This window comes from Neobacillus niacini, from assembly GCF_030817695.1.
Lineage (GTDB): Bacteria > Bacillota > Bacilli > Bacillales > Cytobacillaceae > Neobacillus > Neobacillus niacini_F.
Map to the genome: position 1 here is coordinate 4230097 of NZ_JAUSZQ010000002.1, position 22219 is coordinate 4252315.

Sequence of the window (22219 nt, forward strand, 5' to 3'; positions counted from 1 at the left end):
TTATCAGATGCCGCACGTAGTTTGTACGGTTGTCCTAAAAAAGAAATAAAACGCTTTCCGAGGGAATATATAAAGAATTTTTTGTTTCTTTGTTATATAATAATATTAATTCATTTCTTAGGGGGGGCTTATATATGGTGATGAAAGTTGAAAAATTAAAAATTAATTTTAAAACATTAGAGGAATTTAAAAAATTTAAAGAATATGGCATTCAAGAACTCTCCATGTTTGAGGACTTAGAAGCAAATATGATTGATAATGATATCGACTCTCCTTTTTACGGAATCTATTTCGGAGACAAACTAGTAGCTCGAATGAGTTTATATCAAATTGACGCTAAGTTTGACCGTTATTTCTATCCTCCACAAAATTATTTAGAATTATGGAAGCTTGAAGTTTTACCGGACTATCAGGGCAAGGGCTATGGGAGACAACTTGTAGAGTTTGCTAAAAACTTTGGTCTACCAATTAAAACAAACCCTAGAGTACAATCAAGAAGCTTTTGGGAGAACATGGGCTTTACAAATGTTGATTACGATATGGAGCGTGACCGTGGCGAAAACCCACTCGTCTGGTATCCTGAAGGTGTAGAAGCACAACACAAGTAAAAAAAGCTGTAGAGCATTGCCCGGGGACAAAAATAGTAAAAAGCGGACAAAATGTCCGCTTTTTACTATTTTTCAACTCTTTCGAGGTTTCCGTTTTTATCCATTTGAAATTTTACTTTTTGCTGTCGATCTTCTTCTTGTAAAACGACCATCTTCCGTGCTCTTTCCATAATTTCGATTAAAGAGCGATAGTCCTCTTCAATTGCTTTTAGATTTTTTGCTAATCTCTCATTTTCTGCTGCAAGCGAATAAGATCTTCTTTCAAGTTCTTTTATTTTTTGAATAGACTTTTCCTTCGCTTCTGCGATGCTTGAAGAAGCTGCTGCTTGCTTTTGGAGATTTTCTAAGAAGTGAATAACCGCTTGAAATGTGATTCCTTCACTCCCGGCTGCCCTAGAGGATGGCGTTTCTTCAGCGGCAAACTCTCTTGTTATCTCATTATCCGCCGGTATACTCTGTTTTTTTAATTCTTTCCTCTGTTTTTTAGCCAGTTCAATTCCTGATTTATATTGCTTCCTTACAAATGAGTTCCAACGAAATCCGCATGCCGCAGAAGTTCGAGAAAGCTGTTTCCCCACTTCCTCAAATGCTTGAAGCTGTGTCCCGCCTTCTCGAATATGTCTCAACACAACTTCAGCAAGCAATAAATCTTCGTCCTGGGACCATGCATCTTGGCGAGTTGGTGACATAAGTCAAATCCCTCCTAGTGTTTTTATTCATACATATGCATCTACTAGAAAAGATAGACTGATAACAGATTGTCTTTATTCTTATTTCTGCATTTTTTTACTAATAAAGTTTTGGACATACTTATGATGCGACTCACTTTCCCATAGGACACTGCAATTTCTTACTTCTTTTTCTATTCTTTCTCTCAGCTTGTTCTCTTCCCACTTTAAAACCCACATCATTTTATATGATTCTAATACCTTTAGATCAACCGCTAAAAGCCTCTCAAGAAAGCTCTCGCAAGCAGTGATGTGATGATTTGAATAAATATGATCTATAAAGCCCGCTTCTTCTTTTAAATATTCAGCACTTTGAATTTCAGCTTCCATTAAAAGCTTCATACTGCGTGCAGTTGGTAGTTTTTCTGATAATATGGTTCCACCGCCCCAACCAGTGGTGATAGCTTGTCTACCTTGTACGAATCCAGCTTTAATCCCTTCTCTCGCTAAACGGAAATCACAAGCAGCAGCCAGCTCACACCCGCCGCCGACGGCTGTACCATTTAAAAGAGCAATCGTGGGCTTTGTTAATGTCATCAGCGAATATAGAATGTGTGACATCTTTGAAAGCATTTCATAAGCTTCTTCCTTTGTCTGAAGTTGGTGAAAAACGGATAAATCTCCCCCTGAACAAAAAGCCTGATTCCCTTCTCCCGTAATAACAAGCGCCTTAATAGCTGGATCATTTGTCAAAGACACAGCCTCTGTTAAGCCCTGCATGACATCATAATTAATCGCATTTCTTTTTTCGCTTCTGGTTATTGTAAATAATAAATAACCCTTATCACGTTTCTCAATGGAAAATGACAAATCGTTTCCCCCCTTTTAACCTGAAAAGTATGTATAAATTTGTTGAGAACGACAAAAGCACAAGGGGCATACTGCTCCTTGTGCTTTTTATCATGATGAAAATTAGTCGTTAACAACTTCTTTTCCTTTGTAAGTACCGCAAGCTTTACATACGCGGTGAGCAAGTTTCATTTCACCACAGTTTGGGCAACTTACCATACCAGGTACGTTTAATTTAAAATGTGTACGACGTTTTCTTTTTACAGTTTTAGAAGTCCTTCTAAAAGGTACAGCCATTCTTCCCACCTCCTTAAAGAGTATTAAGAAAGTAATGAAGGCCAGGAATGCTGGTTCTTCACTTTGCTTCTTGTTTTCTAGATTATGATTCGGAAGAAGAATTGTTTTTGTCAAAAAACTTTGCAAGACCTGCTAGTCTTGGATCAATCTTTTCGGATTGAACTTGATCATGAACAACTTCCCAGTCCTTACCGGATTGTGGTGCAGCGTCTTCATGATTAACATCCTCACAAAACACCTGCATTGGAACTTCGAGTAAAAGGATTTCTCTAATGACGGGCATTAAATCAATTACTTCCCCTTTTACTTGATACACTTCCTCTTCAGTTTCATATTCTGAACCTTGTAAGAGGAAAGTTTCAGTTGTTTCGACATTAATCGGAAGTTTTACATCCACTAAAGTACGAGAACAAGGCAGGATCAAATATCCTTCTATTTTCAAATGAAATGTCACTTTCGTTGAATCAATGTCACCCCGACCCGTAATACGCATCGGAGATACTTCACGAATCGATGGATCCGTTTCTTTTATTTCATCAGCTCGAATAGTATCATCAATCAGAAAATCCTTGTTTCGATATTTTTGTAATTGGCTTAATGTCCATTTCAATTGAATCACCCCAAGGCAACAAAGGTAATTATAGCCTTCGATTTTATTTTTGTCAATGTTTTTTCTTTACACCTAAAAATGTGATTTCTCATTTTTACTATTCTAATAAAAACAACCTCTTCATATTAGTTTACCCAGTTAAATCAGATTACAATCCCAGCAGCTCTTTATCGTTAATTATTATTCTATTATGGTAATTTTTGTTATAATACGATTACTGTAAAAATTACGTGATCTTACAAACATATAAGGAGATTTTTAATGATGAAAGCTGTTGGTGTAATTGTCGAATATAACCCATTTCATAATGGACATGCCTATCATTTGCAAGCAGCAAAGGAAACAGCGCAAGCTGATCTTGCTATAGCGGTTATGAGCGGGAATTTCCTTCAACGAGGGGAGCCTGCTCTCGTTTCTAAATGGTTTCGGACAAAAATGGCGCTGCAAAATGGTGTTGATATCGTCCTGGAACTCCCTTATCAATTTGCAACACAAAAGGCAGAGACATTCGCAAATGGCGCAGTCTCGATTCTAAATGCCATTGGCTGCCATTCACTCTGCTTTGGCAGCGAAAGCGGGGATATATCTTCCTTCTTGCAGACCGTTGACTATTTGGATACACATAAAGAGCGTTTTGACCAAAGTATTAAAATGAATATCAAATCAGGTGTTAGTTACCCTAAAGCATTATCGTTGTCTTTTCAATCCTTGTCAAGCCCTGAAAATATATTGAGTCTAGATAAACCAAATAATATCCTTGGTTTTCATTATGTAAAATCTATCATTCAGCAAAAAAGTTCAATCATTCCTCTCACGGTAAAGAGAAAAAATGCTAATTACCATGATGAACACTTTGCCACAGATACTATCGCTAGTGCCACAAGCATAAGGAAAGCATTGTTTGCCAATAAGGAAGAAAAAATTTCAATAGAACAATATGTCCCGGCTGTAACTAGCACACTTCTGAAAGAGTACCTAGCTGTATATGGACATTTCCATGAATGGGAAAATTATTGGGACTATTTACGCTTTCGCTTGTTGCAAATGAGTCCGGAAGAGCTAAGGGAAATTTATGAGGTGGAAGAAGGAATTGAGCACCGTTTACTATCAGCGGCATTAGATTCCACTAATTTCAATGAATTCATGCAAAAAATAAAAACGAAACGCTACACTTGGACAAGGCTGCAAAGAATATGTGTTCATATTTTAACCAATGCAAAAAAGACGGATATGAAAAACACTTCAGAGCAACCCTCGTATTTACGTCTTTTAGGTATGACAAAAAAGGGAAAAGAGTACTTGAATCTGTATAAAGCCCAATTTGCTCTTCCACTCGTTTCTAAACTATCCGCTTATAAGGAAAACGATATCTTATTAGATATAAGGGCTTCACGGGTCTATTCATTTGGTATAGGGAATCAAACTAAAGATAGCTTATTACACCAGGAATATAAGCAACCGCCTATTTATATAGAATAAAGAAGATGGTGCCATGAAGACACCATCTTTTTTATTTCTTTGGCAATTTTTCCAAGTAACCAATTGCGTCATCGATTACGTCTACAGGAATAACCTTCATTTTTGAATCAATGTCTTGGGCTGTCTTCACAGCAAGCTTGTAATTGGAATCCTTGCCCCCTTTTTCATTCGGTGCAAAGAAGATTTCTGCTCCTGCCTTGTCAGCAGCAACGATTTTTTGATCAATTCCCCCAATTGGTCCAACTGTTCCTTTTGAATCGATTGTCCCTGTTCCTGCGATTTTGTACCCTTTGGTAAAGTCCTCTTCCATTAATTGATCATAAATTTCAAGTGAAAACATTAAACCCGCAGAAGGTCCACCGATTTCATCCGTCTTGACCGTAACTTTAGGATCGACAATAATTTCCTTGTCATCAACTAGTGAAATTCCAATTCCAAATTTCTTTGGATCGTCCTTAAAAGGCTTAACACTTACATTGACTGTTTTTGTTTTATCTTCCCTTTTAATGGTTAACTCTACTTGATCGCCTGCCTCTTTCTTGCCTACATACTCGATAAACCTTTCAGAGGAGGAAAATTCTTGTCCATCTACCTTAATGATCCGATCACCACTACGTAATTTTCCTTCTGCAGGCATGTCAGGGACTACCTGGACAACGTAAACCCCTTTATATTCGTAATCCACAGGATATCCTGCTTTTTTATAAGCCACTTCAATGGCATTCAACTTGGAACCTGCCATCATATGAAGCTGTCTGGCATTATACTCTTCTTGCGTTTCTGTTTCGTGTAAAATGGCCTCCACTGGGTAGAGTTCAACATAATCAAAAAGTTTAGCCTCAACATAAGAATAAATATTGGCCCTTCCCATCCTCACGGTTGTCAGCATAAAGCTTCCCTTTCCCTCCGTTCCATCTGCAACTTGTATGATGGGTGCTAATTCCTTTGCTATACCTGGTTTCGAAACATAGTACGGTAAGGAAAAAAATATCCCTGCAATCATCAGTAGTGCGACAATAATGGAAGACCCTGCAAATATTTTGCTTCTCAAAAGGACCCTACCCCTTCCATTCCTCTATAACCTTTTTTATTTCACCTAAGTGTTTTTTGGCTTCCTCTTCTCCTAGTGCAATAATTTCTTCAATGTTTGTGAAAGCACGGGAGCTGTATACCTCAACCGGCGGCCGAATCATAATATCTGAAGCAATCTCACGATAATTAATAATTTCAGTTTGCATGATGTCGATACTTTGCATGATGACATCGTATATAGAAGTGATTTCAGCATTCCGTTTTACTCTAGACACGTCCACTGCTATTACGATATCAGCTCCCATTTCCTTAACAACCGATACAGGAACCCTATCTGACACACCGCCATCCACTAAGATTCTTCCATTATACTTTTCAGGCACAAAAATCCCTGGTATCGCTATACTTGCTCTGACAGCTTCAGCAACAGGACCTTGTTTAAAAATTACTTTTTCACCTGTAAGTAAATCAGTTGCAACGATTCCTAGGGGGATGGATAACTCTTCAATATTTTTTCCATGAGAAAACACTCTAATAAATTCTTTTACCCGTTTTCCTGCAATAAACCCCATTTTTGGAACGGTAAAGTCTAAAAAATATTTCCGTTTAAATGCTGTTGATAATTTATATAAACGGTCTAGTTCAATACCTGCACTATAAAAACTTCCGACAAGTGCTCCCATACTGCTTCCTGCGATCAAATCAATGGGGATTCCTGCTTCCTTTAATACTTTTATGACCCCTAAATGGGCAAACCCTCGTGCTCCCCCGGAACCTAGCGCTAATCCAATTTTAGGACTCTCCATAACACTTCCCTCCTTTTCATAAGCTTAAAAAGCATTATGATTCTAAACAATTTGTTAGGAGAAATCTCGTTCAATCTTATGGTCTAAATTAGCGTTCTATGAGTATATTTGTGTTATATGGGACAAGGCCGAATCTATAAATAGCGAGTAATCCTTATTTTAACATTTTTTATTTATACAGTATAACAAAACCCTCGGACTGGAGGATATTCATGTTTTATTCAAAATTAAAAACAATTTTTCTATCTTTATCTGTGATTATTTTAGCTGGTTCTATGATTGCTTATCCGAAGGAGTCCTTTGAAGCCTCTCTCCGTGGACTTAATATGTGGTGGGAAATTGTTTTTCCCTCTTTATTGCCGTTTTTTATTGTATCTGAAATGTTAATTGGTTTTGGTGTAGTTAAGTTTATTGGAGTTTTATTAGAGCCGCTCATGAGACCACTTTTCAGAGTTCCTGGAGTAGGGGGTTTTGTATGGGCAATGGGAATGGCTTCTGGATTTCCGGCAGGAGCTAAGCTGTCTGCAAGACTTCGTCAGGAAGGTCAGCTTACACAAATTGAAGCAGAAAGACTTGCTTCCTTCACTAACTCCTCTAACCCCTTATTTATCTTCGGTGCTGTAGCTGTTGGTTTTTTTCATAACCCGCAATTAGGAGTTATTTTAGCGTTGGCCCATTATTTGGGGAATATTTGTGTTGGGCTAATGATGCGGTTTTATGGGAATGAAACCCCTGATAAGAAGAAGGACAAGCAAGATAAGTTTATACTAAGGTCCGCTTTATCTGCATTACATCAAACCAGAATAAAAGACAAGCGGCCAATTGGTAAACTTCTTGGAGACGCTGTAAATTCTTCTATTCAAACTTTGTTAATGGTTGGTGGATTCATTATTTTATTCTCAGTAATTAATAAGCTGCTGTTTCATCTACATATTACTGCTGCACTTGCAAGAGGTTTTGATATTCTACTTTCCTCCCTTTCACTCCCTGATATGCTCAGTATTCCATTTATATCAGGTTTATTTGAAATTACACTTGGGAGCGATTTAACAAGCCGGGTTGGGGACGCAACTTTGCTTCAGCAAGCAATTGTTACAAGCTTTATCTTAGGATTTAGCGGGTTTAGTGTTCAAGCACAGGTTGCAAGTATTTTAGCCCAGACTGACATCCGATTTAAGCCGTTCTTTTTCGCAAGAATTGCCCAGGGGTTATTCGCCAGCTTTTTTGCTTTACTCTTATGGAAACCGATTTATGTCCGCTTTTATCAAACAGAACAGCCATCTAATGCGATCCCCGTTAACCTTTTTGGTGAGGGTACATGGTCGCAAATTTATTTTCATAAATTAACAGAAGCAGGTCCACTGATAACGATAATTTCACTAATGATATATGTATTATTACTATATAATCGATTACGCAAAAGTTATTAGCATCAAAAAAGCCCTGGTTTACCAAGGCTTTTCGTTTTTTGCTTTTTCATCGATTAAATTTTTTGTTTAATGCTTCTTCCACAATGGGTGGTACAAGCTCTGAAATTTTGCCATTGTACTTTGAAACTTCTTTAACAATACTAGAGCTTAAAAATGAATATTGGTTGTTTGTCATGATAAAGAAGGTTTCAATTTCCTCATTCAGCACTCTGTTCATGGAGGTTATTTGCATTTCATATTCAAAGTCAGAAACAGCACGTAAGCCGCGAATGATGGCATTCGCGTTAACAGACTTAGCATAATCTACAAGGAGGCCAGAATGTTCATCCACGGTCACATTTGGAAGATCCTTTGTCACTGCTTTTATAAGTTTTATCCGTTCCTCGACACTAAACAGCGGATTTTTTGAAGAATTATTCATAACACTTACATAGATCTTATCAAATACCTTTGCGCCTCTTCTAATGATATCTAAATGTCCATATGTGATCGGATCGAAACTACCAGGACAAACGGCAATACTTGCCACAAAAGACTCCCCCTTATTTCTCACTAAATCGCGAATAAATTGTTATCGCAATGATTCCATACTTTTCATGCTTATACTGTGAAAACTCCCCTGCACTTTTAGGTAATTCCACATCATGACTGTGTTCGCAGATAATGAAGCCGCCATTTGCTACTAGCCTGTGTTCTGATATTTTTTCCATTAAACTGAGCAGCTGCTGCTTTTTATACGGCGGGTCTAAAAATATGTAGTCAAAATGAATTTCCCTTTTTATTAGTGCTTTTAATGCTCTGTCTGCGTCATTTCGATAAACTTCTGCCTTATCTTCCATCTTACATGCTTGGATATTCTCATGAATCGTTTGAATAGCCTTTACATCCCTATCGACAAAAATAACTTTATCTAAACCTCTGCTTAACGCTTCCAACCCTAATCCACCGCTTCCAGCAAAAAGATCCAATCCTGTTCCACCGTCAAAATAGGGTCCAATCATATTAAATAACGCTTCTTTTACTTTATCCGTTGTTGGTCGCGTTGTATTTCCCGGAACAGCTTTTAATGGTCTTCCTTTACATACACCTGAAACAACTCTCAATAGTTATCACCACAATTTTTCCAGTATTCTATTTTAACAATATCCTATCATAATTGTATAAACTAGCCAACTTGTTGGATTATTTCTGAAAAATTATTTTAAATACGTATAAGCTTGTTAGTTGTGGAGATAATGTAACTAACAACATCAATTCGAGGATGTTGTTGCCAACCGCGGAGAAGACTTACGTTTCCCCATAAGTTCTTCCTCCGGTTTCTCCTCTCCCTTTGCCTTCTATCCTTTATGAGGATATAGAAGGACCCTGCAGATTTAGATCTGCAGGGTTTTTTTCTTTTTGTTGAAGCATTACATCCAAAAATATGATAAAGTATGGGAATGAATTCTTAAACAAAGGAGAGTTTTCTTTGATACAACGTTTTATTGAACTTGGTGAGGGTTATTCAGATTTATATGAGCTGCTTGAACTAGCAAAAGCAAATCGACACCGGCTTCTCCATATGATGGCATTCCACACCGTAAAGAATGAAAAGCAATTGACCTCGTTAGCAGTCGTGCTGCAGCTTACAGACCCAGGAAAATTCCAAGCGCTTTATATCTGCCGTGAAGGGATTCCGAATCCAAACTTCATACCAAATAAAAGATATGATTTGTTTCAACAGACTGCAGAGGAACTTGGCAAGCAGATTATTCAACTATCTGTGAAACCTTCTACCATCTTCCATGAAAAAGAACTTTACTACCAACACCTAATCGCAATACTCAGATTAAATCACTATATTAAGCCTCTCCATTAAGAAAAGCGGAAGCGCCTAGTGGCACTTCCGCTTTTTTATTAAATACCCATTTTATAATCATATTCTTTTGCTTTATCAGGTGCTGCATTTTCAAATTCCATCTTTAAGAAAGGTTTATATGACGGTTCTACTTTCTTAACAAATGAAAAGGAATTTATTTTTTCCATTATCACATCAAGTTCGTCTTGATTACAATAAAGTACAACATACTTTAATTTTTTTGAAACATAATGAACATTCCCAAAACGTCTTAACATCTTTGCCTGTTTTAAGGAATAGAGCCAAATAACCAATCCTTGTCTTTGTACGAACATACTTATTTTCCCCTTCAATAAACCATCATTTTAATAAGTCTAGCATAGTAAAACACTCTTTTTCAATTCAAACTTTACTGACGATTCAAAAGTAAACGAAAACACCAAAGGATTATGGTGATTTATATGGATTTAGAGCCCATTTGGCAGCAGTTTATGAGAAATCTCACTTTAAATAAGGGTATTAAAAGTGCCTATTGGAGAAAAATAGCAGGAATTCCATTTCTATACATTAACATTACCCCCGAACTATCTCAACTAAATCTTGAAGCAATAATCAAAAAATGTTCTGTTGCCGCAATAAAAGGAAACAGATTGCACTCTGATACAATATTTGTTCGGAAGGATGATATGCTTTTAGTGTATCGTCATCGGTTTTATGTACCACAAGAAAAAATGTTCTGCTGCGGAAACTTATGTGCCGATTGTACACGTTTAAAAAGATAGAAAAATCGGCTTAATATAAAATTAAGCCGATTACCTTAAGCCGAACAACTGCAGCTTCCACCGCCGCCACAGCCTGAGCCATGAGAACCTTTATCGAAAAATGGATTTCCAGAAGGCACTTTTATGTGTTTGGAGACAGCACCACCGACGAGCATACTAATTTCATCGAGCAGTCCTTGCAGGTCATTTTCTGCTAATTTGAAATCAGCAACATGTGGATCTAAATCCATCTCCCGTTTGTACTCACGAATTTGACTCATTACCCTTTTGTAGTCAGGATGGTATTTACCAAAGCGCTGCACCTCTTCATAAAGCTCTTTAAGCTTTACAAATCGGCTAATCTTTTCTTGTGTATCATTATTGTTTTGCATTTTATATAGACAAATTTGATATTGTTCTACAATATCCGATTCTAATACCATTTGCGCTAATTGCTCAGCATATTCTAAAAGTTCTATTCTTTCTGATGTAGCAAGCATGTACGCCCACACCTCCACTCACATTTTAACATGAATGTATGCAGAAAGTGAAATAAACTGTCACTTAGGGATATTTACCAAGAATTCCTTTGTTACTCCATACGGTACGTTTTTTAAGTCAACAACCTCCAGCTTAACACTATGTTCGCCAGGGGGCAGACCTTTAATAATAAAAGCGGCTGAATTTACTTCTTTCGTTCTTTTACCATCCAGCCAAATTACAAGCTTGCCTACCTTACGATCATTTTGTTCGGATTGCCGAAAACTGATTCCAGATAAGACACACTCTACAAAAACATTATTACCTTTGGTTCTGGATTGAACAGATAACGACGGAGTACTTTCTGAATACTCACCAACCAGCGGTAAAACAGCTGACTTTTGGAAGCCTGAAAGGATACCGACTAAAATTATTGATAAAATCGTTAATTCTATGTACTTTTTCAAAATGATCACTCCTTTTAACTGTATTGTTCGCCTCCTTTATTTTTTTTACTCTATACTCTGTGTTTCCAATAAAAAGACCACATTGCCATGTGGTCGAATCTCAACTCTGATCTTTCATTGATTGCAGCATATAGAACATCATCGAGGCCATTTGTACATTATTAGTAAATTTTTCCACCTGGTGAGGGATTGTTTTTTTATAATAGTGAAGCGAGGCAATTTCTAATGTCTGCAAATCATAGGGATTCCTTGATAGCTTTCGGTACCAAAGCGGCTGTTCGCGAATAAATTTTTTTAGTTCCTTTTGACGATTTAAATATTCAAGTACATCTTTTCTCATGGAAAATGTCCCCTTCTATTAGTCTTTACGAAATGAAAACGGATGTTTGTGTTCGACTTTTGGATTAGGCTGCTTTGGCTGACTACCTTGAAATTGGGATATTACCCCTTGTATGGCCCCTAATGCCTGACTTAAGCTATGGATATAATGTTGAATTTGATCAGGGTCCATTTTCTGTACGGTTCCTAGGATTGTTGAAATCCAGTCTCCTTTTTTTTCATCTTCCTTTTCAACACTAGGACTTGGTTTAACCCCTAATGTTTCCCAGCGATTATCCTCTTCTCCCAGCAGGTACCAATCCTCATATAATTCCTGCCAGGTGGTATTTCCATTTCGTACTTCCATAATTAAAGCCGGATTTTTTTTCACAAACTCTTTAAATTTTATCACGGAAGGATGTAAATTTTTATGCATATTTCTTCACTCCTGCCCAAATCAATGCCTATTATACGATATGTTTTAAATCCAAAATTGTGAAAATCCTACTTACTGTAAAAATTGTTATTTTAGTGGTAAGATGTCTTCAGAAATAGAAACGAGAGAGGGATTACCGATGAAAGAAAGGTTAAATCAGTTATTAGGTAATTGTATTGAAAAAGGATCAGAAGAGGATTTACGTGCACTGGTACATATATTAGAAGGATTTGAAAAGAAAATAGATTATAAGCTCCCTCAATTTATTGATGGTCTTCTTCATTTGGAGAGGAAAATAGATAAGGAGCAGAAAACATGTGAAATCACGGTACCATTAAATTCAGTTTGGAATAATGCATTAGGTATTGTTCATGGAGGAATAACTGCCACTCTTCTAGATACTGTTATGGGAACAGCAATACATGCCATCCTTCCAGAAGGCTATGGAGCAGTAACGAACCAGCTGAATATACATTACATCGCTCCTGGAATAGGTGACACTATCACCTGTAAAGCAGAAATCATACATCACGGGAGTAAGACAGTAGTAATATCAGGAGAAGCTTTCCGTTCTGATGGAAGAAAAATTGCCCACGGAACAGGTACATTTTTTATCATCCAAAAATAAAAAAGATAAAAAAATTAAAGGTGACTAATTGTCACCTTTATTAGCTGATTGATCATCCGTTTTTTGGATAAAGTTTTGTGTATAATATTTTTGATATACACCAACACCTAAGTGGGTGAATTCCTCATTTAATAAAGACTCCCGGTGCCCTTTACTATTTAACCATCCTTCTGCTACGGCAGGTCCATCCGGGTAATTAGCGGCAATATTCTCACCAGCATACTTATACGCAATGTCCGCTGCCTCTAACCTATCGGAGAGATTGCCAAACTTCTTAGAAGTATGTGAGAAGTCGTTGCTATCTGACATATCCTTACTGTGGTTATAGGCGACTTCTGAGGTTTCTTGATCCCATTCTAATGTCTTTACATTATGCCTTTGTCGCATAACATTGGTTATATCAAGTATTTCCTTCTCTGTTCCTTCTTCAATCAATCTCCATACGTCTTCTGTGGGTTCCTCTATCTCAATTAATTCCCCTGTATATCCAAGTTCGTATGGTCGTTGTTTAATTAACGTTACATCATTCAAAAATCTGACACTTGAGAGACTTCCTGTAAATTTATCAATATATAATTGTACAAAAATATCACCCAATTTAATTAATGGACGAATATTTAAATCAGTATCATTCAATTCAAAACGATAAGAGTTCCCGTTATATTCAATATCTATATTTGTATCAATATACTGAGTATTAAAAATTTCTTCAATTGGCTGTCCAATTTTAAAGGGAGAAACATCCATACTCTCCCCTATTGCGTATATTGTCACTACTTTATTGTTTTCTACTCCAACCTGTACATATTTTGAGTAGTCAATATTATATATATACCATTGGTAGCCGTACAAAGATTCATCTATTCTTTGCGGTTCACCTAATATACCTTTTAAATTAGCAAGATCTTGACCAATTAATGATCCCATACCACTAGTTGGACGTTCAGCAGTTGTTTTCTCTTGAGCACCGTTATCTTGATTTTGATATAATGATTCATTTATTTCTAACGTATGTTCATCAGTTATTAAGACTTCATTATCGTCATTTTCATTTATACTTACATAAAAACCAATTGTCACGAAAATAGACGCTAGGATGAGGATTCTGAAGAGAGTACGCAGATGTATTCACCCTCTCTATTACTTTTGTTCATTATATGTATTGCTTTTTTTAATTATATCACCATTATCTTTGTTAGTAATAGAGAATATTAAACTTATCAGAAAAATAATATTTATGTAAAGGCTGTGTTAAATAGGCCTGTTGATTTCCACTCCACTAAGGAAAGCTTCTTTGAATAATCACCGCAGGGACAGGCGGTCTTTGCCTGTCACGAGGCACTTCGCGCACCTTAGGGCGTGCCGGGGAGCCTGTCTAGCTACAGCGCCTGTGGGGTCTCCCCAGCCCCGTACTCCCGCAGGACATTGAATTTCTTCCTCGAATTTGCCCACGCACGAAGAAAATGCGATAGCATTTTCGAGGAGTCTTCGTGCCTTCCGCTCCAATCAACAGGGTGCAAAATCAATATTTAGCTATAACACAGCCTATATAAAAAAACAGATACACCGGTTGATGTATCTGTTTTTTATTTCTTAATGTTGTACCCCGTTATAATTTTGCTCTGAAATTTCACTTAAAGCCTCTTTTGCTTGATCATCAGTCATTTGTCTTATTGCAAAATCACCTAGAGAGACAATTCCAATTAATTTATCCCCTTCTACTACTGGCAGACGTCTAATTTGATGTTCTGCCATTAAATTTGCTGCCTCTTTCGTAGTAGCATCAGCAGATATGGTTATAAGTTTGTCGCTCATAATGTCCTCTACTTTTGTTGAACCTGGATGTTTTTCTGCAACCCCTCTTACAACAATATCACGGTCCGTAATCATTCCCACAAGTCTATCCTTATCAACAATAGGAATGGCTCCAACATTTAATTCTTTCATTTTTACGGCAACTTCAAATACGTTATCCAACAAAGTACAACACTCTACTTGGTCTGTCATAATATCACGGATCTTTTCCAATTCTTCGCCCCCAATTGCAGATAAATTATTCTTAACATTTACTTATGTTTTCCAAAAACGAATGATTTATTCGGTAATGTATTCATTGCAAGTTTAAACATTTTCAACTATTATTAAATTGAATTAATTTGCTATCCTGCTAAGTAAATAACAAAGGGGTTAGGCATGTTTCTAGGAGGGACTACGAAATGAAATTCGATAATACTGGCTTAGACAAGTTAAAAGCTGATTTAAACCGTTTAGATGAAGTAATGCTTGATTACGGTTTAGTCCGTGAAGGTCAGTGGGATTATGAACGTGTTACATATGATCGTAAGTTTGAGTTAAAAGAAGGCGTATTTTACTTACGTGTTCGCGGCTATGCGGTCGAAGGGGATGTTGATACCAATAAGGCAGTTATTCAGTTATTAACGCCATTGTTAGGAAAACATTATTATCCTCATGGAGTAGAATATGGTGAAGGGGAAAACTTCCCAGCGTCACTTGTTAACCAATGCAAAAAAATTCTTGATGATGTAAAAAACGAAGTAGAAAAATTTGCTTTATAAGCAAAACGACGCATGAATACAATTCATGCGTCATTTTTTTAGAAAAAGTCATAAAAGAATGGCTTGGAATATGGGAATAGTTTTTCTAATACAGCAATTTCTGATTCAGGACCTTTTAGGTACCCTAATTCAAATAATTCAGCAGGACGCTTATAACCGAATACTAAGGCGGTTAATGAATTAATATCCATCCTTACGCCTCTTTGCGGCGGGTGCACACAATTACTGCCTTGCTTCTCCTTAAATACCTTAACTTCCCCATTTGTAATTAAATAACTTCCATTGTTCCAAGGTGCATATTCATCCTCCAGGTGAATGAAAACCTTGTTGGTAACATTATTAAACTGATATTTTTGCAAGCATTGCTCTGCATCGACAATCCGTGCCATAAAGTATGGTGTGACCTCTGCCTTTACTTTTGGCTGCGGAAGGATATAAGGCAATAACTCATGATTGGAAGTTAGAATGCTGACGTTATCAACCATAGAGTCGTGCTGGCAAATAAAATTCCACAATCCTACTCTTGCTTCTTGATTTAACGCCACCATCTCTAGAACGTCCAATTTTCGGTCTTTTACTTCAAACAAGATATACCCCTTGGCTTCATCACTTTTATTGTAGTAAACAGCAATCTGACCATCACCATATACGCTGTTCTTCCACCACGTTAAATCACGTACAAGCATACCCATGTAATTTTTACTAAACTGAGCATAAACAGTTTCAATATTAGGGTGATGACTATCTTTTTGATACCTTTTAATAGATCCTGGCTGTCCTTCTAGAAACTTAAGATCCTTTTTCTCAATAAGAAGCTTCTTGTTCTCCGTAAATACTTCCCACCCAAATTTTCGATAAAAGTGAATATCAAAGGGATGTAATTGGGAAATAATTTGCCCTTCATTACGCATTCTTTCTAATGCTTCAATGATTAACTTTTTCACGTATCCGTTCCTTCTAAATTCAGGATAAGTTGCAACCCCCGCAACTCCGCCCATTTTCCACTCTTGATCATTCATATATATATTGAATGGAATAATATGAAGCTTAGCTGCAAGATTATCAGCCTCCCAAACTCCTATTATATTATGGCGTTTTAACATTTCTATCCTTGAAGCTATGCTTTCTTCAGGTATTTTATATTGAAACGCATACATTGAAAGCTTCATTGATTCTAAATAATCTTTTTCAGTTAATTCTTTAATTTCCACTTGCATCACTCCCCTTCTAAATTATTTCTATTAAAGTATGAAAATACCCTTTATAAAAATAAAAAAGTGCCTATTATAGACACTTTAGAATCCAAGAATGGCTTTAATAACTGAAGTTGTTTCACCACCGCTAAAAAAGACATATAACAATAAGTATACTGCTACCCCTGTGATGGCTGTAAAAAACCATATAACACTTGTAACCGGACCTAGCTTCCTATGTTTCGTTAAGTTATTCTTATAACCAGTATAGAGTGTCACAATACCAAAAACAGCACCAGTGGTTGCTAAAATGATGTGGAAAATTAAAAAGATTGTGTAGTAAATTTTTAGATTATCGGGACCGCCAAAGGCAGTGTTTCCAATAAAAATCGTCCTTGAAGCATAAATGATAAAGAAGATAAGTGCAAATATAGCGGCTGTAAACATAGTCTTCTTATGTGCTTCTATCTTCCTTTGTTTAATTTGCCACCAGCCGATTGCAACCGTTATGGCACTTAATACAATAAAGGTAGTACTAATCGTTGGTAAAATTGGTAGGGAATTCATGGCATTAGCCTCACTTTTTATATATTCTACAATAATTTTAGTTTAGTTAGCCCTATTTTTCAATAAAAAGAAAATCTCCCAGGGATTTGGGAGATTATTCAATCAGAGTGGGCTCTAAAGTCTGCTGTAACTCTTTCTCACTGTCGGCTTGATCTTTACGGAACCATTCAAAGAAAACATGTCCTAAGATAGCGCCATAGACGATTTCCTGAATGATTTTCATAAGGACACCGCCAAGCTGTTGATCATGTAGTAATGACATCGAACTAAATAACTCTGGGCCGCTAATATTTAAACCTGCAAATGTTGCCGGACCAACACAAAGACTCATTACCTGAGCCCATACTTCTGGATCAGAATAGGTTGCGTAGATAGAACCAGGAGCAAATATTATCAAGGCACACGCAGGAGTAATTAAAATACCGTCCGCAAAGATGTACCCCACTTTCTTAAGACCGCTTAACCTTTGATGTTCTGGTACGGGGTTAATTAGCGGCCACCACATGAATATCGCGACGATAAACAAAAGAAGCGAATAACCAGCATGTAACCAAAAACTCTGCATAACCCGGTCAAAAATCATTGGAATATGGTAAAAAGAAAATAAGCCATTAAAAATGATTAACGCAATGAGTGGTTTTGTAAAAAACTTAAATAATGTATGAACCCAGCTAATCTTGAAAATCTTTCTCCATATCCATACAGGAATACCAAATATAAAGATTGGTGGTACGACAAGAACTAATAGCGCCATTGAAATCATGTGGATGTAAAACATTAAATGAGCCATTAAATCCAGCGGGGAGCCCTTAATTGCATAAATAAGTGAAATAGAGAGCAAAAATAACCCAGCCTGTTTTTTTGTCAGTGGTTCACTATCAACAAATTTGCTGCGAAACGTAACTGTAATTAAAAAATATACAGCTATAAGTGCTAGTAAACCTAATAGGAAGTACGGGCTCCAAAGTGCTTTAAAGCCAAAAATATCTAATGTAAGCACCGCATATCACCTCTAAATAGTAGTTATATCATAGTTCTATTATATACGTAAGCAAAATCAAGAAGCAAAGAAATGAATTATTTCCCTATAAAAAGAAAATCGGCATAAAGCCGATTTTCTAAAGAATTACCACCAAATAATTGTTGTAAAAGCCAATATGGTTACTGCGCCAACAAGCACTCCGGAATAGAGAAACATTGATGGAGCTTCGTGGCCTTTATGGCTCATATGCATGAAATAGTATAGCTGAAAAATCACTTGAACGATAGCCAAGAGAAGTATAAACGGCACGATAAACCAAGCCGAAAATCCTTTCATGGCGACTACTGCAAAAGCAATTAATGTTAAAAAGATCATCAAGGCAAATGAAACAACTTGATGTCTCATTTCTTCAGCACTTTTTTTGCGGCGATATTCAATGTCAACTCTTGGGTTACCTGAATTTAATTGTGGATTTGCCATCAGTTTATCCCACCATCCCCATTAAATATACTACTGTAAAGATGAATACCCAAACTACGTCAATAAAGTGCCAATAAAGGCTGGCAACATAGAATTTAGGTGCATTGTAAAGATCTAATCCGCGTTTATAATTGCGGACAATTAATGTAGTAATCCACAATAAACCGAAAGCAACGTGGCCACCATGGAAACCAACTAATGTATAAAATGCAGAACCAAATGCACTGCTGGTAAAGGTATGATGATACTCATGTACATAGTGATAGAATTCATAAACCTCTAAACCAAGGAAACCTAGACCCAATAAAAGGGTTAAGATTAACCAAAGATTCATTTTTTTTGCATTAAAGTTTTTCATGTGATACATCGCATAAACACTTGTTAAAGAACTTGTTAGTAACAGCATGGTCGCTACAAATGTCAATGGCAGGTCGAACAAATCTTTCGCTAATGTATGCGTTGTATCAGGTACTTTATCCTTTAAAGCAAGGTAGGTAGCGAAGAGAGAGGCGAAAAGCACAGTCTCTCCACCTAAGAAGAACCAAAAGCCTAAAAATTTATTTTTTGCTTCAAGGGTTGATTTTTCAGGCTCAGCAGGCCATGTTTCATATGTTAATTTTTCTTCTGCTTGCATTATGCCTTAACCCCCTTATCATTATCATCTTCAATTAATTCTTCTTTATGAATATGGAAACCATGGTCATCCTTCACAGAACGTAAGAACATAGCTCCAAAGGTAATCAATAAACCAATAATAAGAACTGGAATTGACCATGCTTTATCATCCATGTTAAACAATGCACCAAATGCGGCTACGAATAATCCGAAAGCCATCACAAATGGTAAAAATGATGCGTTTGGCATGTGAATATCTCCAAGCGGCTCAGCAGGAGTCATCCCTTTTTTGCCTTCCATCTTTTCTAACCAATATGCATCTAATCCACGTACAAGCGGAAGCTGCTTAAAGTTATAGAATGGTGGTGGTGAAGGAATTGCCCACTCAAGTGTTCTGCCATCTCCCCATGGGTCATTACCTACACGTTCGTTTTTCACTGAAGTCATAATGATATTGTATAAAAGTACCAAAACACCCAATGACATAAAGACTGCACCTAACGAACTAATTAGGTTAGAGGCTTCAAACCCCTGGCCTGGCAGGTATGTGAATACACGACGCGGCATACCCCAAAGACCAAGAAAATGTTGAATAAAGAATGTCATATGGAAACCGATGAAAAACAACCAGAAAGTAATCTTACCTAGTGTTTCATTAAGCATCGTTCCAAACATTTTTGGCCAATAAAGGTGGGTACCGGCAAAGATTGCAAAGACAACACCGCCAACAATTACGTAATGAAAGTGTGCTACAACGAAATAAGTATCATGGTACTGATAGTCCGCTGCTGCTGCTGCAAGCATTACTCCTGTTACCCCACCGGCAAGAAACGTAGGAATAAATGCCATGGCCCAATACATTGGAGTTGTAAATTTAACACTGCCTCCCCAAACGGTTAAAAGCCAGTTGAAAATTTTAATACCAGTTGGTACACCAATTGCCATTGTAGCAACAGCGAAAATCGCATTGGCAATAGGTCCTAAACCTGTTGTAAACATATGGTGTGCCCAAACCATGAATCCTAAGAAGCCAATTAATACAGTCGCAAAAACCATTGAAGAATATCCAAATAAACGTTTTCTTGAAAAAATTGGGAATATTTCCGAGAAAATTCCGAAAGCCGGAAGTACCAAAATGTATACTTCTGGGTGTCCAAAAATCCAGAATAAATGTTCCCAAATAACTGTGTTACCACCCATAGTTGTAACAAAGAAATTAGATCCAAACATACGGTCAAACATCATTAAGACAAGACCGACTGTTAATGGAGGAAAAGCAAATAAAATTAGTGCTGACGTGACAAATGTTGTCCAAGTGAATAATGGCATTCTCATATAAGTCATTCCAGGTGCACGCATATTAATGATCGTAACAAGGAAGTTGATACCACCAATTAGTGTTCCTATACCTGAAATCTGTAATCCTAAAACATAGAAATCTATACCGTGACCCTTTGAGGCCATTGCAAGAGATGCATATGACGTCCAACCGGCATCAGGCGCACCGTCAAAAAACCATGAAAGATTTAGGAATACTCCTCCGAAAAAGAATAACCAAAATCCTAATGCGTTTACAAATGGAAATGCCACATCTCGGGCACCAATTTGTAAGGGCATTACAGCATTCATAAAAGCAAAAATAAGCGGCATCGCTGCAAGGAATATCATTGTTGTTCCATGCATGGTAATAATCTCATTAAATAATCCTGCACTAACAAAATCATTGTTTGGTACTGCAAGCTGGATGCGGATGAACACTGCTTCTAGTCCTCCGACTACAAAGAAGAATCCACCAGCAAAAAGATATAGGATCGCGATTTTTTTATGGTCAACAGTTGTTAGATAGTCCCATAAAGTCGCACCGAATCCCTTTTTTTGTGCGTAGGTACTCACGCTTTTTACCTCCCTTTCTACCATTTCCCCTATTATTCCTGAACTTTTAATCCCATTAAATAAGCAGTTAAAGCATCAAGCTGTTCTTCACTTAATTGTGGATATTTATCTGTCATCAAGTTACCTGGCTTGTATTTTTCAGGTGTGCGCAGCCAATTTTTTAATTCTTCTTCATTATGGTCTAATACACCTGCAATACGAGAGCGTTCTCCGAAGTTCGTTAAGTTAGGTGCAAACCGTGCTTCAGGAGGTGTTGTATTTCCTGGTGTTACAGCATGACAGCTAATACAGCTTTGATTAAAGATTTCTTGACCTTCCTGAGCTAAAGCTGTATCAGCTTTTGCAGGTTCTTTAACTTCCTTCATGTCAGCAACCCAGTTGTCAAAGTCATCACGGCTTAAAGTTTTTACTTTAAAATCCATTAAAGCATGTGAAGGTCCGCAAAGCTCTGCACACTTACCGTAAAACAAATCCCCTGCCTCTTCTGCCCTAGCGCTGTCAAACTCCAGCCAGAATTTATTGACATTTTCGGTATTCGTATCAAGTTTACCGCCTACCGCTGGAACCCAGAATGAGTGTTTTACATCAGAAGATATTAAATTAAAATATACCTTTTCATCTGTTGGAACTACTAAATCTTGACCTGTAACAATACCCTGGCCAGGATATTCAAATTCCCACCAATATAAATTGGAACGTACATTGATAACAAGTGCATCAGAATCTTTCTTATCCATTGGTGATACATCTGCTAATTTAAATGTAGCAGAAACCGTTGGAACCGCTAAAAGCAATAGTAATAAAATAGGTATAACTGTCCAAATAATTTCTAGTTTGTGACTTCCTTCTACTTGTTTTGGTATCTTCTCATCTTTACGTCTGAACTTAATCATAACAATAAAGAAGATTACCAGTACAACAACAATAACCCCTACCATAATCAATGTACTTAGTTTCATCAGATCATATTGAATGTCTGCAACTTCACCAGCAGGCCTTAATGTCGATAGGAACGGTTCGCCACATCCTGAAAGGATAAGCGAAAGAATCGCAAATATCGAGATTAAACGCCATTTTGCAAGCCTTTTCATAGCTAAATCAAACCCCTCTTTCGCTAAATGATTTCTTTAATAATCTGTGATCAAAAATGTATGTAGTATATTCCTTCTTAAACGTTAAAAGAAACACGGAGGCAAAAGGTTATTAA

General features: G+C 37.0%; 28 protein-coding genes and 2 pseudogenes. 7 read left to right on the top strand and 23 right to left on the bottom strand.

Going from position 1 to position 22219, the window contains the following annotated elements:
* Positions 1 to 134 precede the first annotated feature (134 nt).
* Positions 135 to 608 (top strand): N-acetyltransferase, encoded by a 474-nt coding sequence (locus QFZ28_RS21180; RefSeq protein ID WP_307196480.1) that lies wholly within the window; start codon positions 135 to 137, stop codon positions 606 to 608.
* A gap of 65 nt (positions 609 to 673) precedes the next feature.
* Here QFZ28_RS21180 and QFZ28_RS29880 read toward each other — a convergent pair.
* From QFZ28_RS29880 to QFZ28_RS21200, 5 genes and pseudogenes are all read right to left on the bottom strand, one after another.
* Positions 674 to 895: pseudogene (locus tag QFZ28_RS29880) on the bottom strand (RsfA family transcriptional regulator); the annotation flags it as partial.
* 167 nt (positions 896 to 1062) lie between these two features.
* A pseudogene (locus QFZ28_RS29885) lies at positions 1063 to 1297 on the bottom strand (RsfA family transcriptional regulator); the annotation flags it as partial.
* A gap of 81 nt (positions 1298 to 1378) precedes the next feature.
* Complete coding sequence (locus QFZ28_RS21190) at positions 1379 to 2146, bottom strand: enoyl-CoA hydratase/isomerase family protein (protein ID WP_307196482.1); 768 nt, start codon at positions 2144 to 2146, stop codon at positions 1379 to 1381.
* A 102-nt stretch (positions 2147 to 2248) separates the two neighbouring features.
* Positions 2249 to 2422: a 50S ribosomal protein L32 gene (gene rpmF, locus QFZ28_RS21195; RefSeq protein ID WP_307196483.1), complete on the bottom strand. Its 174-nt coding sequence runs from the start codon at positions 2420 to 2422 to the stop codon at positions 2249 to 2251.
* An 82-nt stretch (positions 2423 to 2504) separates the two neighbouring features.
* Complete coding sequence (locus QFZ28_RS21200) at positions 2505 to 3032, bottom strand: YceD family protein (protein WP_307196484.1); 528 nt, start codon at positions 3030 to 3032, stop codon at positions 2505 to 2507.
* Between the two features lie 261 nt (positions 3033 to 3293).
* On the opposite strand from QFZ28_RS21200, the gene QFZ28_RS21205 reads away from it, so the two are divergent.
* Positions 3294 to 4511 (top strand): nucleotidyltransferase, encoded by a 1218-nt coding sequence (locus tag QFZ28_RS21205; RefSeq protein ID WP_307196485.1) that lies wholly within the window; start codon positions 3294 to 3296, stop codon positions 4509 to 4511.
* 31 nt (positions 4512 to 4542) lie between these two features.
* On the opposite strand, the gene QFZ28_RS21210 is transcribed toward QFZ28_RS21205, so the two are convergent.
* Positions 4543 to 5562: a SepM family pheromone-processing serine protease gene (locus QFZ28_RS21210; protein ID WP_307196486.1), complete on the bottom strand. Its 1020-nt coding sequence runs from the start codon at positions 5560 to 5562 to the stop codon at positions 4543 to 4545.
* 7 nt (positions 5563 to 5569) lie between these two features.
* Positions 5570 to 6349, bottom strand: a complete 780-nt coding sequence (locus tag QFZ28_RS21215) for a patatin-like phospholipase family protein (protein ID WP_307196487.1) — start codon at positions 6347 to 6349, stop codon at positions 5570 to 5572.
* 212 nt (positions 6350 to 6561) lie between these two features.
* Between QFZ28_RS21215 and ylbJ the strand changes: the two genes are divergently transcribed.
* Positions 6562 to 7779 (top strand): sporulation integral membrane protein YlbJ, encoded by a 1218-nt coding sequence (gene ylbJ, locus QFZ28_RS21220; RefSeq protein ID WP_307196488.1) that lies wholly within the window; start codon positions 6562 to 6564, stop codon positions 7777 to 7779.
* A 46-nt stretch (positions 7780 to 7825) separates the two neighbouring features.
* Here ylbJ and coaD read toward each other — a convergent pair whose 3' ends face one another.
* Positions 7826 to 8308 carry a pantetheine-phosphate adenylyltransferase gene (gene coaD / locus QFZ28_RS21225; RefSeq protein WP_307196489.1) on the bottom strand — a complete coding sequence of 161 codons (483 nt, stop codon included), beginning with the start codon at positions 8306 to 8308 and terminating at the stop codon, positions 7826 to 7828.
* 13 nt (positions 8309 to 8321) lie between these two features.
* Positions 8322 to 8882, bottom strand: a complete 561-nt coding sequence (gene rsmD / locus QFZ28_RS21230) for a 16S rRNA (guanine(966)-N(2))-methyltransferase RsmD (RefSeq protein ID WP_307196490.1) — start codon at positions 8880 to 8882, stop codon at positions 8322 to 8324.
* Positions 8883 to 9247: 365 nt separating this feature from the next.
* Here rsmD and QFZ28_RS21235 point away from each other — a divergent pair, with 365 nt between their 5' ends.
* Positions 9248 to 9637 (top strand): DUF7147 family protein, encoded by a 390-nt coding sequence (locus QFZ28_RS21235; protein ID WP_307196491.1) that lies wholly within the window; start codon positions 9248 to 9250, stop codon positions 9635 to 9637.
* A 38-nt stretch (positions 9638 to 9675) separates the two neighbouring features.
* On the opposite strand, the gene QFZ28_RS21240 is transcribed toward QFZ28_RS21235, so the two are convergent.
* On the bottom strand, positions 9676 to 9951 hold the full coding sequence (locus QFZ28_RS21240) for a YlbG family protein (protein ID WP_307196492.1): 276 nt from the start codon (positions 9949 to 9951) through the stop codon (positions 9676 to 9678).
* Between the two features lie 114 nt (positions 9952 to 10065).
* Between QFZ28_RS21240 and QFZ28_RS21245 the strand changes: the two genes are divergently transcribed.
* The gene (locus QFZ28_RS21245) at positions 10066 to 10398 is read left to right on the top strand and encodes a hypothetical protein (RefSeq protein WP_307196493.1); all 333 of its coding nucleotides are present in this window, start codon (positions 10066 to 10068) and stop codon (positions 10396 to 10398) included.
* Between the two features lie 35 nt (positions 10399 to 10433).
* On the opposite strand, the gene QFZ28_RS21250 is transcribed toward QFZ28_RS21245, so the two are convergent.
* From QFZ28_RS21250 to QFZ28_RS21265, 4 genes are all read right to left on the bottom strand, one after another.
* Positions 10434 to 10877, bottom strand: a complete 444-nt coding sequence (locus tag QFZ28_RS21250; RefSeq protein WP_307196494.1) for a YlbF family regulator — start codon at positions 10875 to 10877, stop codon at positions 10434 to 10436.
* A 60-nt stretch (positions 10878 to 10937) separates the two neighbouring features.
* Positions 10938 to 11324 carry a hypothetical protein gene (locus tag QFZ28_RS21255; protein ID WP_307196495.1) on the bottom strand — a complete coding sequence of 129 codons (387 nt, stop codon included), beginning with the start codon at positions 11322 to 11324 and terminating at the stop codon, positions 10938 to 10940.
* A gap of 100 nt (positions 11325 to 11424) precedes the next feature.
* Positions 11425 to 11664, bottom strand: a complete 240-nt coding sequence (locus QFZ28_RS21260; protein ID WP_307196496.1) for a YlbE-like family protein — start codon at positions 11662 to 11664, stop codon at positions 11425 to 11427.
* 18 nt (positions 11665 to 11682) lie between these two features.
* Positions 11683 to 12078: a YlbD family protein gene (locus QFZ28_RS21265; RefSeq protein WP_307196497.1), complete on the bottom strand. Its 396-nt coding sequence runs from the start codon at positions 12076 to 12078 to the stop codon at positions 11683 to 11685.
* Between the two features lie 139 nt (positions 12079 to 12217).
* Here QFZ28_RS21265 and QFZ28_RS21270 point away from each other — a divergent pair, with 139 nt between their 5' ends.
* A complete protein-coding gene (locus QFZ28_RS21270) occupies positions 12218 to 12706 on the top strand; it encodes a PaaI family thioesterase (RefSeq protein ID WP_307196498.1) in 489 nt (162 codons plus the stop codon).
* 24 nt (positions 12707 to 12730) lie between these two features.
* Here the strand turns inward: QFZ28_RS21270 and QFZ28_RS21275 are convergent, their stop codons facing one another.
* Both QFZ28_RS21275 and QFZ28_RS21280 read right to left on the bottom strand, forming a co-directional pair.
* Entirely contained in the window at positions 12731 to 13786 is a 1056-nt protein-coding gene (locus QFZ28_RS21275; RefSeq protein ID WP_307196499.1) for a CAP domain-containing protein, read from the bottom strand.
* Between the two features lie 513 nt (positions 13787 to 14299).
* Positions 14300 to 14734: a CBS domain-containing protein gene (locus QFZ28_RS21280; protein WP_307196500.1), complete on the bottom strand. Its 435-nt coding sequence runs from the start codon at positions 14732 to 14734 to the stop codon at positions 14300 to 14302.
* A 188-nt stretch (positions 14735 to 14922) separates the two neighbouring features.
* Between QFZ28_RS21280 and QFZ28_RS21285 the strand changes: the two genes are divergently transcribed.
* Positions 14923 to 15282 (top strand): YugN family protein, encoded by a 360-nt coding sequence (locus tag QFZ28_RS21285; protein ID WP_307196501.1) that lies wholly within the window; start codon positions 14923 to 14925, stop codon positions 15280 to 15282.
* 38 nt (positions 15283 to 15320) lie between these two features.
* Here the strand turns inward: QFZ28_RS21285 and QFZ28_RS21290 are convergent, their stop codons facing one another.
* The 7 genes from QFZ28_RS21290 to coxB form a co-directional block, all read right to left on the bottom strand.
* Positions 15321 to 16499: a GNAT family N-acetyltransferase gene (locus tag QFZ28_RS21290; protein WP_307196502.1), complete on the bottom strand. Its 1179-nt coding sequence runs from the start codon at positions 16497 to 16499 to the stop codon at positions 15321 to 15323.
* A gap of 78 nt (positions 16500 to 16577) precedes the next feature.
* Positions 16578 to 17042, bottom strand: a complete 465-nt coding sequence (locus tag QFZ28_RS21295; RefSeq protein WP_307196503.1) for a DUF420 domain-containing protein — start codon at positions 17040 to 17042, stop codon at positions 16578 to 16580.
* 94 nt (positions 17043 to 17136) lie between these two features.
* Complete coding sequence (ctaG, locus tag QFZ28_RS21300; RefSeq protein WP_307196504.1) at positions 17137 to 18042, bottom strand: cytochrome c oxidase assembly factor CtaG; 906 nt, start codon at positions 18040 to 18042, stop codon at positions 17137 to 17139.
* A gap of 126 nt (positions 18043 to 18168) precedes the next feature.
* The gene (gene ctaF, locus QFZ28_RS21305) at positions 18169 to 18504 is read right to left on the bottom strand and encodes a cytochrome c oxidase subunit IVB (RefSeq protein WP_307196505.1); all 336 of its coding nucleotides are present in this window, start codon (positions 18502 to 18504) and stop codon (positions 18169 to 18171) included.
* A gap of 4 nt (positions 18505 to 18508) precedes the next feature.
* Positions 18509 to 19138 carry a cytochrome c oxidase subunit 3 gene (locus QFZ28_RS21310; protein WP_307196506.1) on the bottom strand — a complete coding sequence of 210 codons (630 nt, stop codon included), beginning with the start codon at positions 19136 to 19138 and terminating at the stop codon, positions 18509 to 18511.
* On the bottom strand, positions 19138 to 21012 hold the full coding sequence (gene ctaD / locus QFZ28_RS21315) for a cytochrome c oxidase subunit I (protein ID WP_307196507.1): 1875 nt from the start codon (positions 21010 to 21012) through the stop codon (positions 19138 to 19140). The genes QFZ28_RS21310 and ctaD overlap by 1 nt, the downstream gene beginning before the upstream one ends.
* Before the next feature lie 32 nt (positions 21013 to 21044).
* Complete coding sequence (gene coxB, locus QFZ28_RS21320) at positions 21045 to 22103, bottom strand: cytochrome c oxidase subunit II (RefSeq protein ID WP_307196508.1); 1059 nt, start codon at positions 22101 to 22103, stop codon at positions 21045 to 21047.
* Positions 22104 to 22219 lie beyond the last annotated feature (116 nt).

Coding starts and splice junctions, on each gene's coding strand:
- rpmF (WP_307196483.1), bottom strand. CDS start 2,422: ATGGCTGTACCTTTTAGAAGGACTTCTAAAACTGTAAAAAGAAAACGT.
- QFZ28_RS21295 (WP_307196503.1), bottom strand. CDS start 17,042: ATGAATTCCCTACCAATTTTACCAACGATTAGTACTACCTTTATTGTA.
- QFZ28_RS21290 (WP_307196502.1), bottom strand. CDS start 16,499: ATGCAAGTGGAAATTAAAGAATTAACTGAAAAAGATTATTTAGAATCA.
- QFZ28_RS21215 (WP_307196487.1), bottom strand. CDS start 6,349: ATGGAGAGTCCTAAAATTGGATTAGCGCTAGGTTCCGGGGGAGCACGA.
- QFZ28_RS21205 (WP_307196485.1), top strand. CDS start 3,294: ATGATGAAAGCTGTTGGTGTAATTGTCGAATATAACCCATTTCATAAT.
- QFZ28_RS21260 (WP_307196496.1), bottom strand. CDS start 11,664: ATGAGAAAAGATGTACTTGAATATTTAAATCGTCAAAAGGAACTAAAA.
- QFZ28_RS21285 (WP_307196501.1), top strand. CDS start 14,923: ATGAAATTCGATAATACTGGCTTAGACAAGTTAAAAGCTGATTTAAAC.
- QFZ28_RS21265 (WP_307196497.1), bottom strand. CDS start 12,078: ATGCATAAAAATTTACATCCTTCCGTGATAAAATTTAAAGAGTTTGTG.
- QFZ28_RS21245 (WP_307196493.1), top strand. CDS start 10,066: ATGGTGATTTATATGGATTTAGAGCCCATTTGGCAGCAGTTTATGAGA.
- ctaF (WP_307196505.1), bottom strand. CDS start 18,504: ATGGCAAATCCACAATTAAATTCAGGTAACCCAAGAGTTGACATTGAA.
- QFZ28_RS21270 (WP_307196498.1), top strand. CDS start 12,218: ATGAAAGAAAGGTTAAATCAGTTATTAGGTAATTGTATTGAAAAAGGA.
- ylbJ (WP_307196488.1), top strand. CDS start 6,562: ATGTTTTATTCAAAATTAAAAACAATTTTTCTATCTTTATCTGTGATT.
- QFZ28_RS21310 (WP_307196506.1), bottom strand. CDS start 19,138: ATGCAAGCAGAAGAAAAATTAACATATGAAACATGGCCTGCTGAGCCT.
- QFZ28_RS21180 (WP_307196480.1), top strand. CDS start 135: ATGGTGATGAAAGTTGAAAAATTAAAAATTAATTTTAAAACATTAGAG.
- coxB (WP_307196508.1), bottom strand. CDS start 22,103: ATGAAAAGGCTTGCAAAATGGCGTTTAATCTCGATATTTGCGATTCTT.
- QFZ28_RS21250 (WP_307196494.1), bottom strand. CDS start 10,877: ATGCTTGCTACATCAGAAAGAATAGAACTTTTAGAATATGCTGAGCAA.
- QFZ28_RS21240 (WP_307196492.1), bottom strand. CDS start 9,951: ATGTTCGTACAAAGACAAGGATTGGTTATTTGGCTCTATTCCTTAAAA.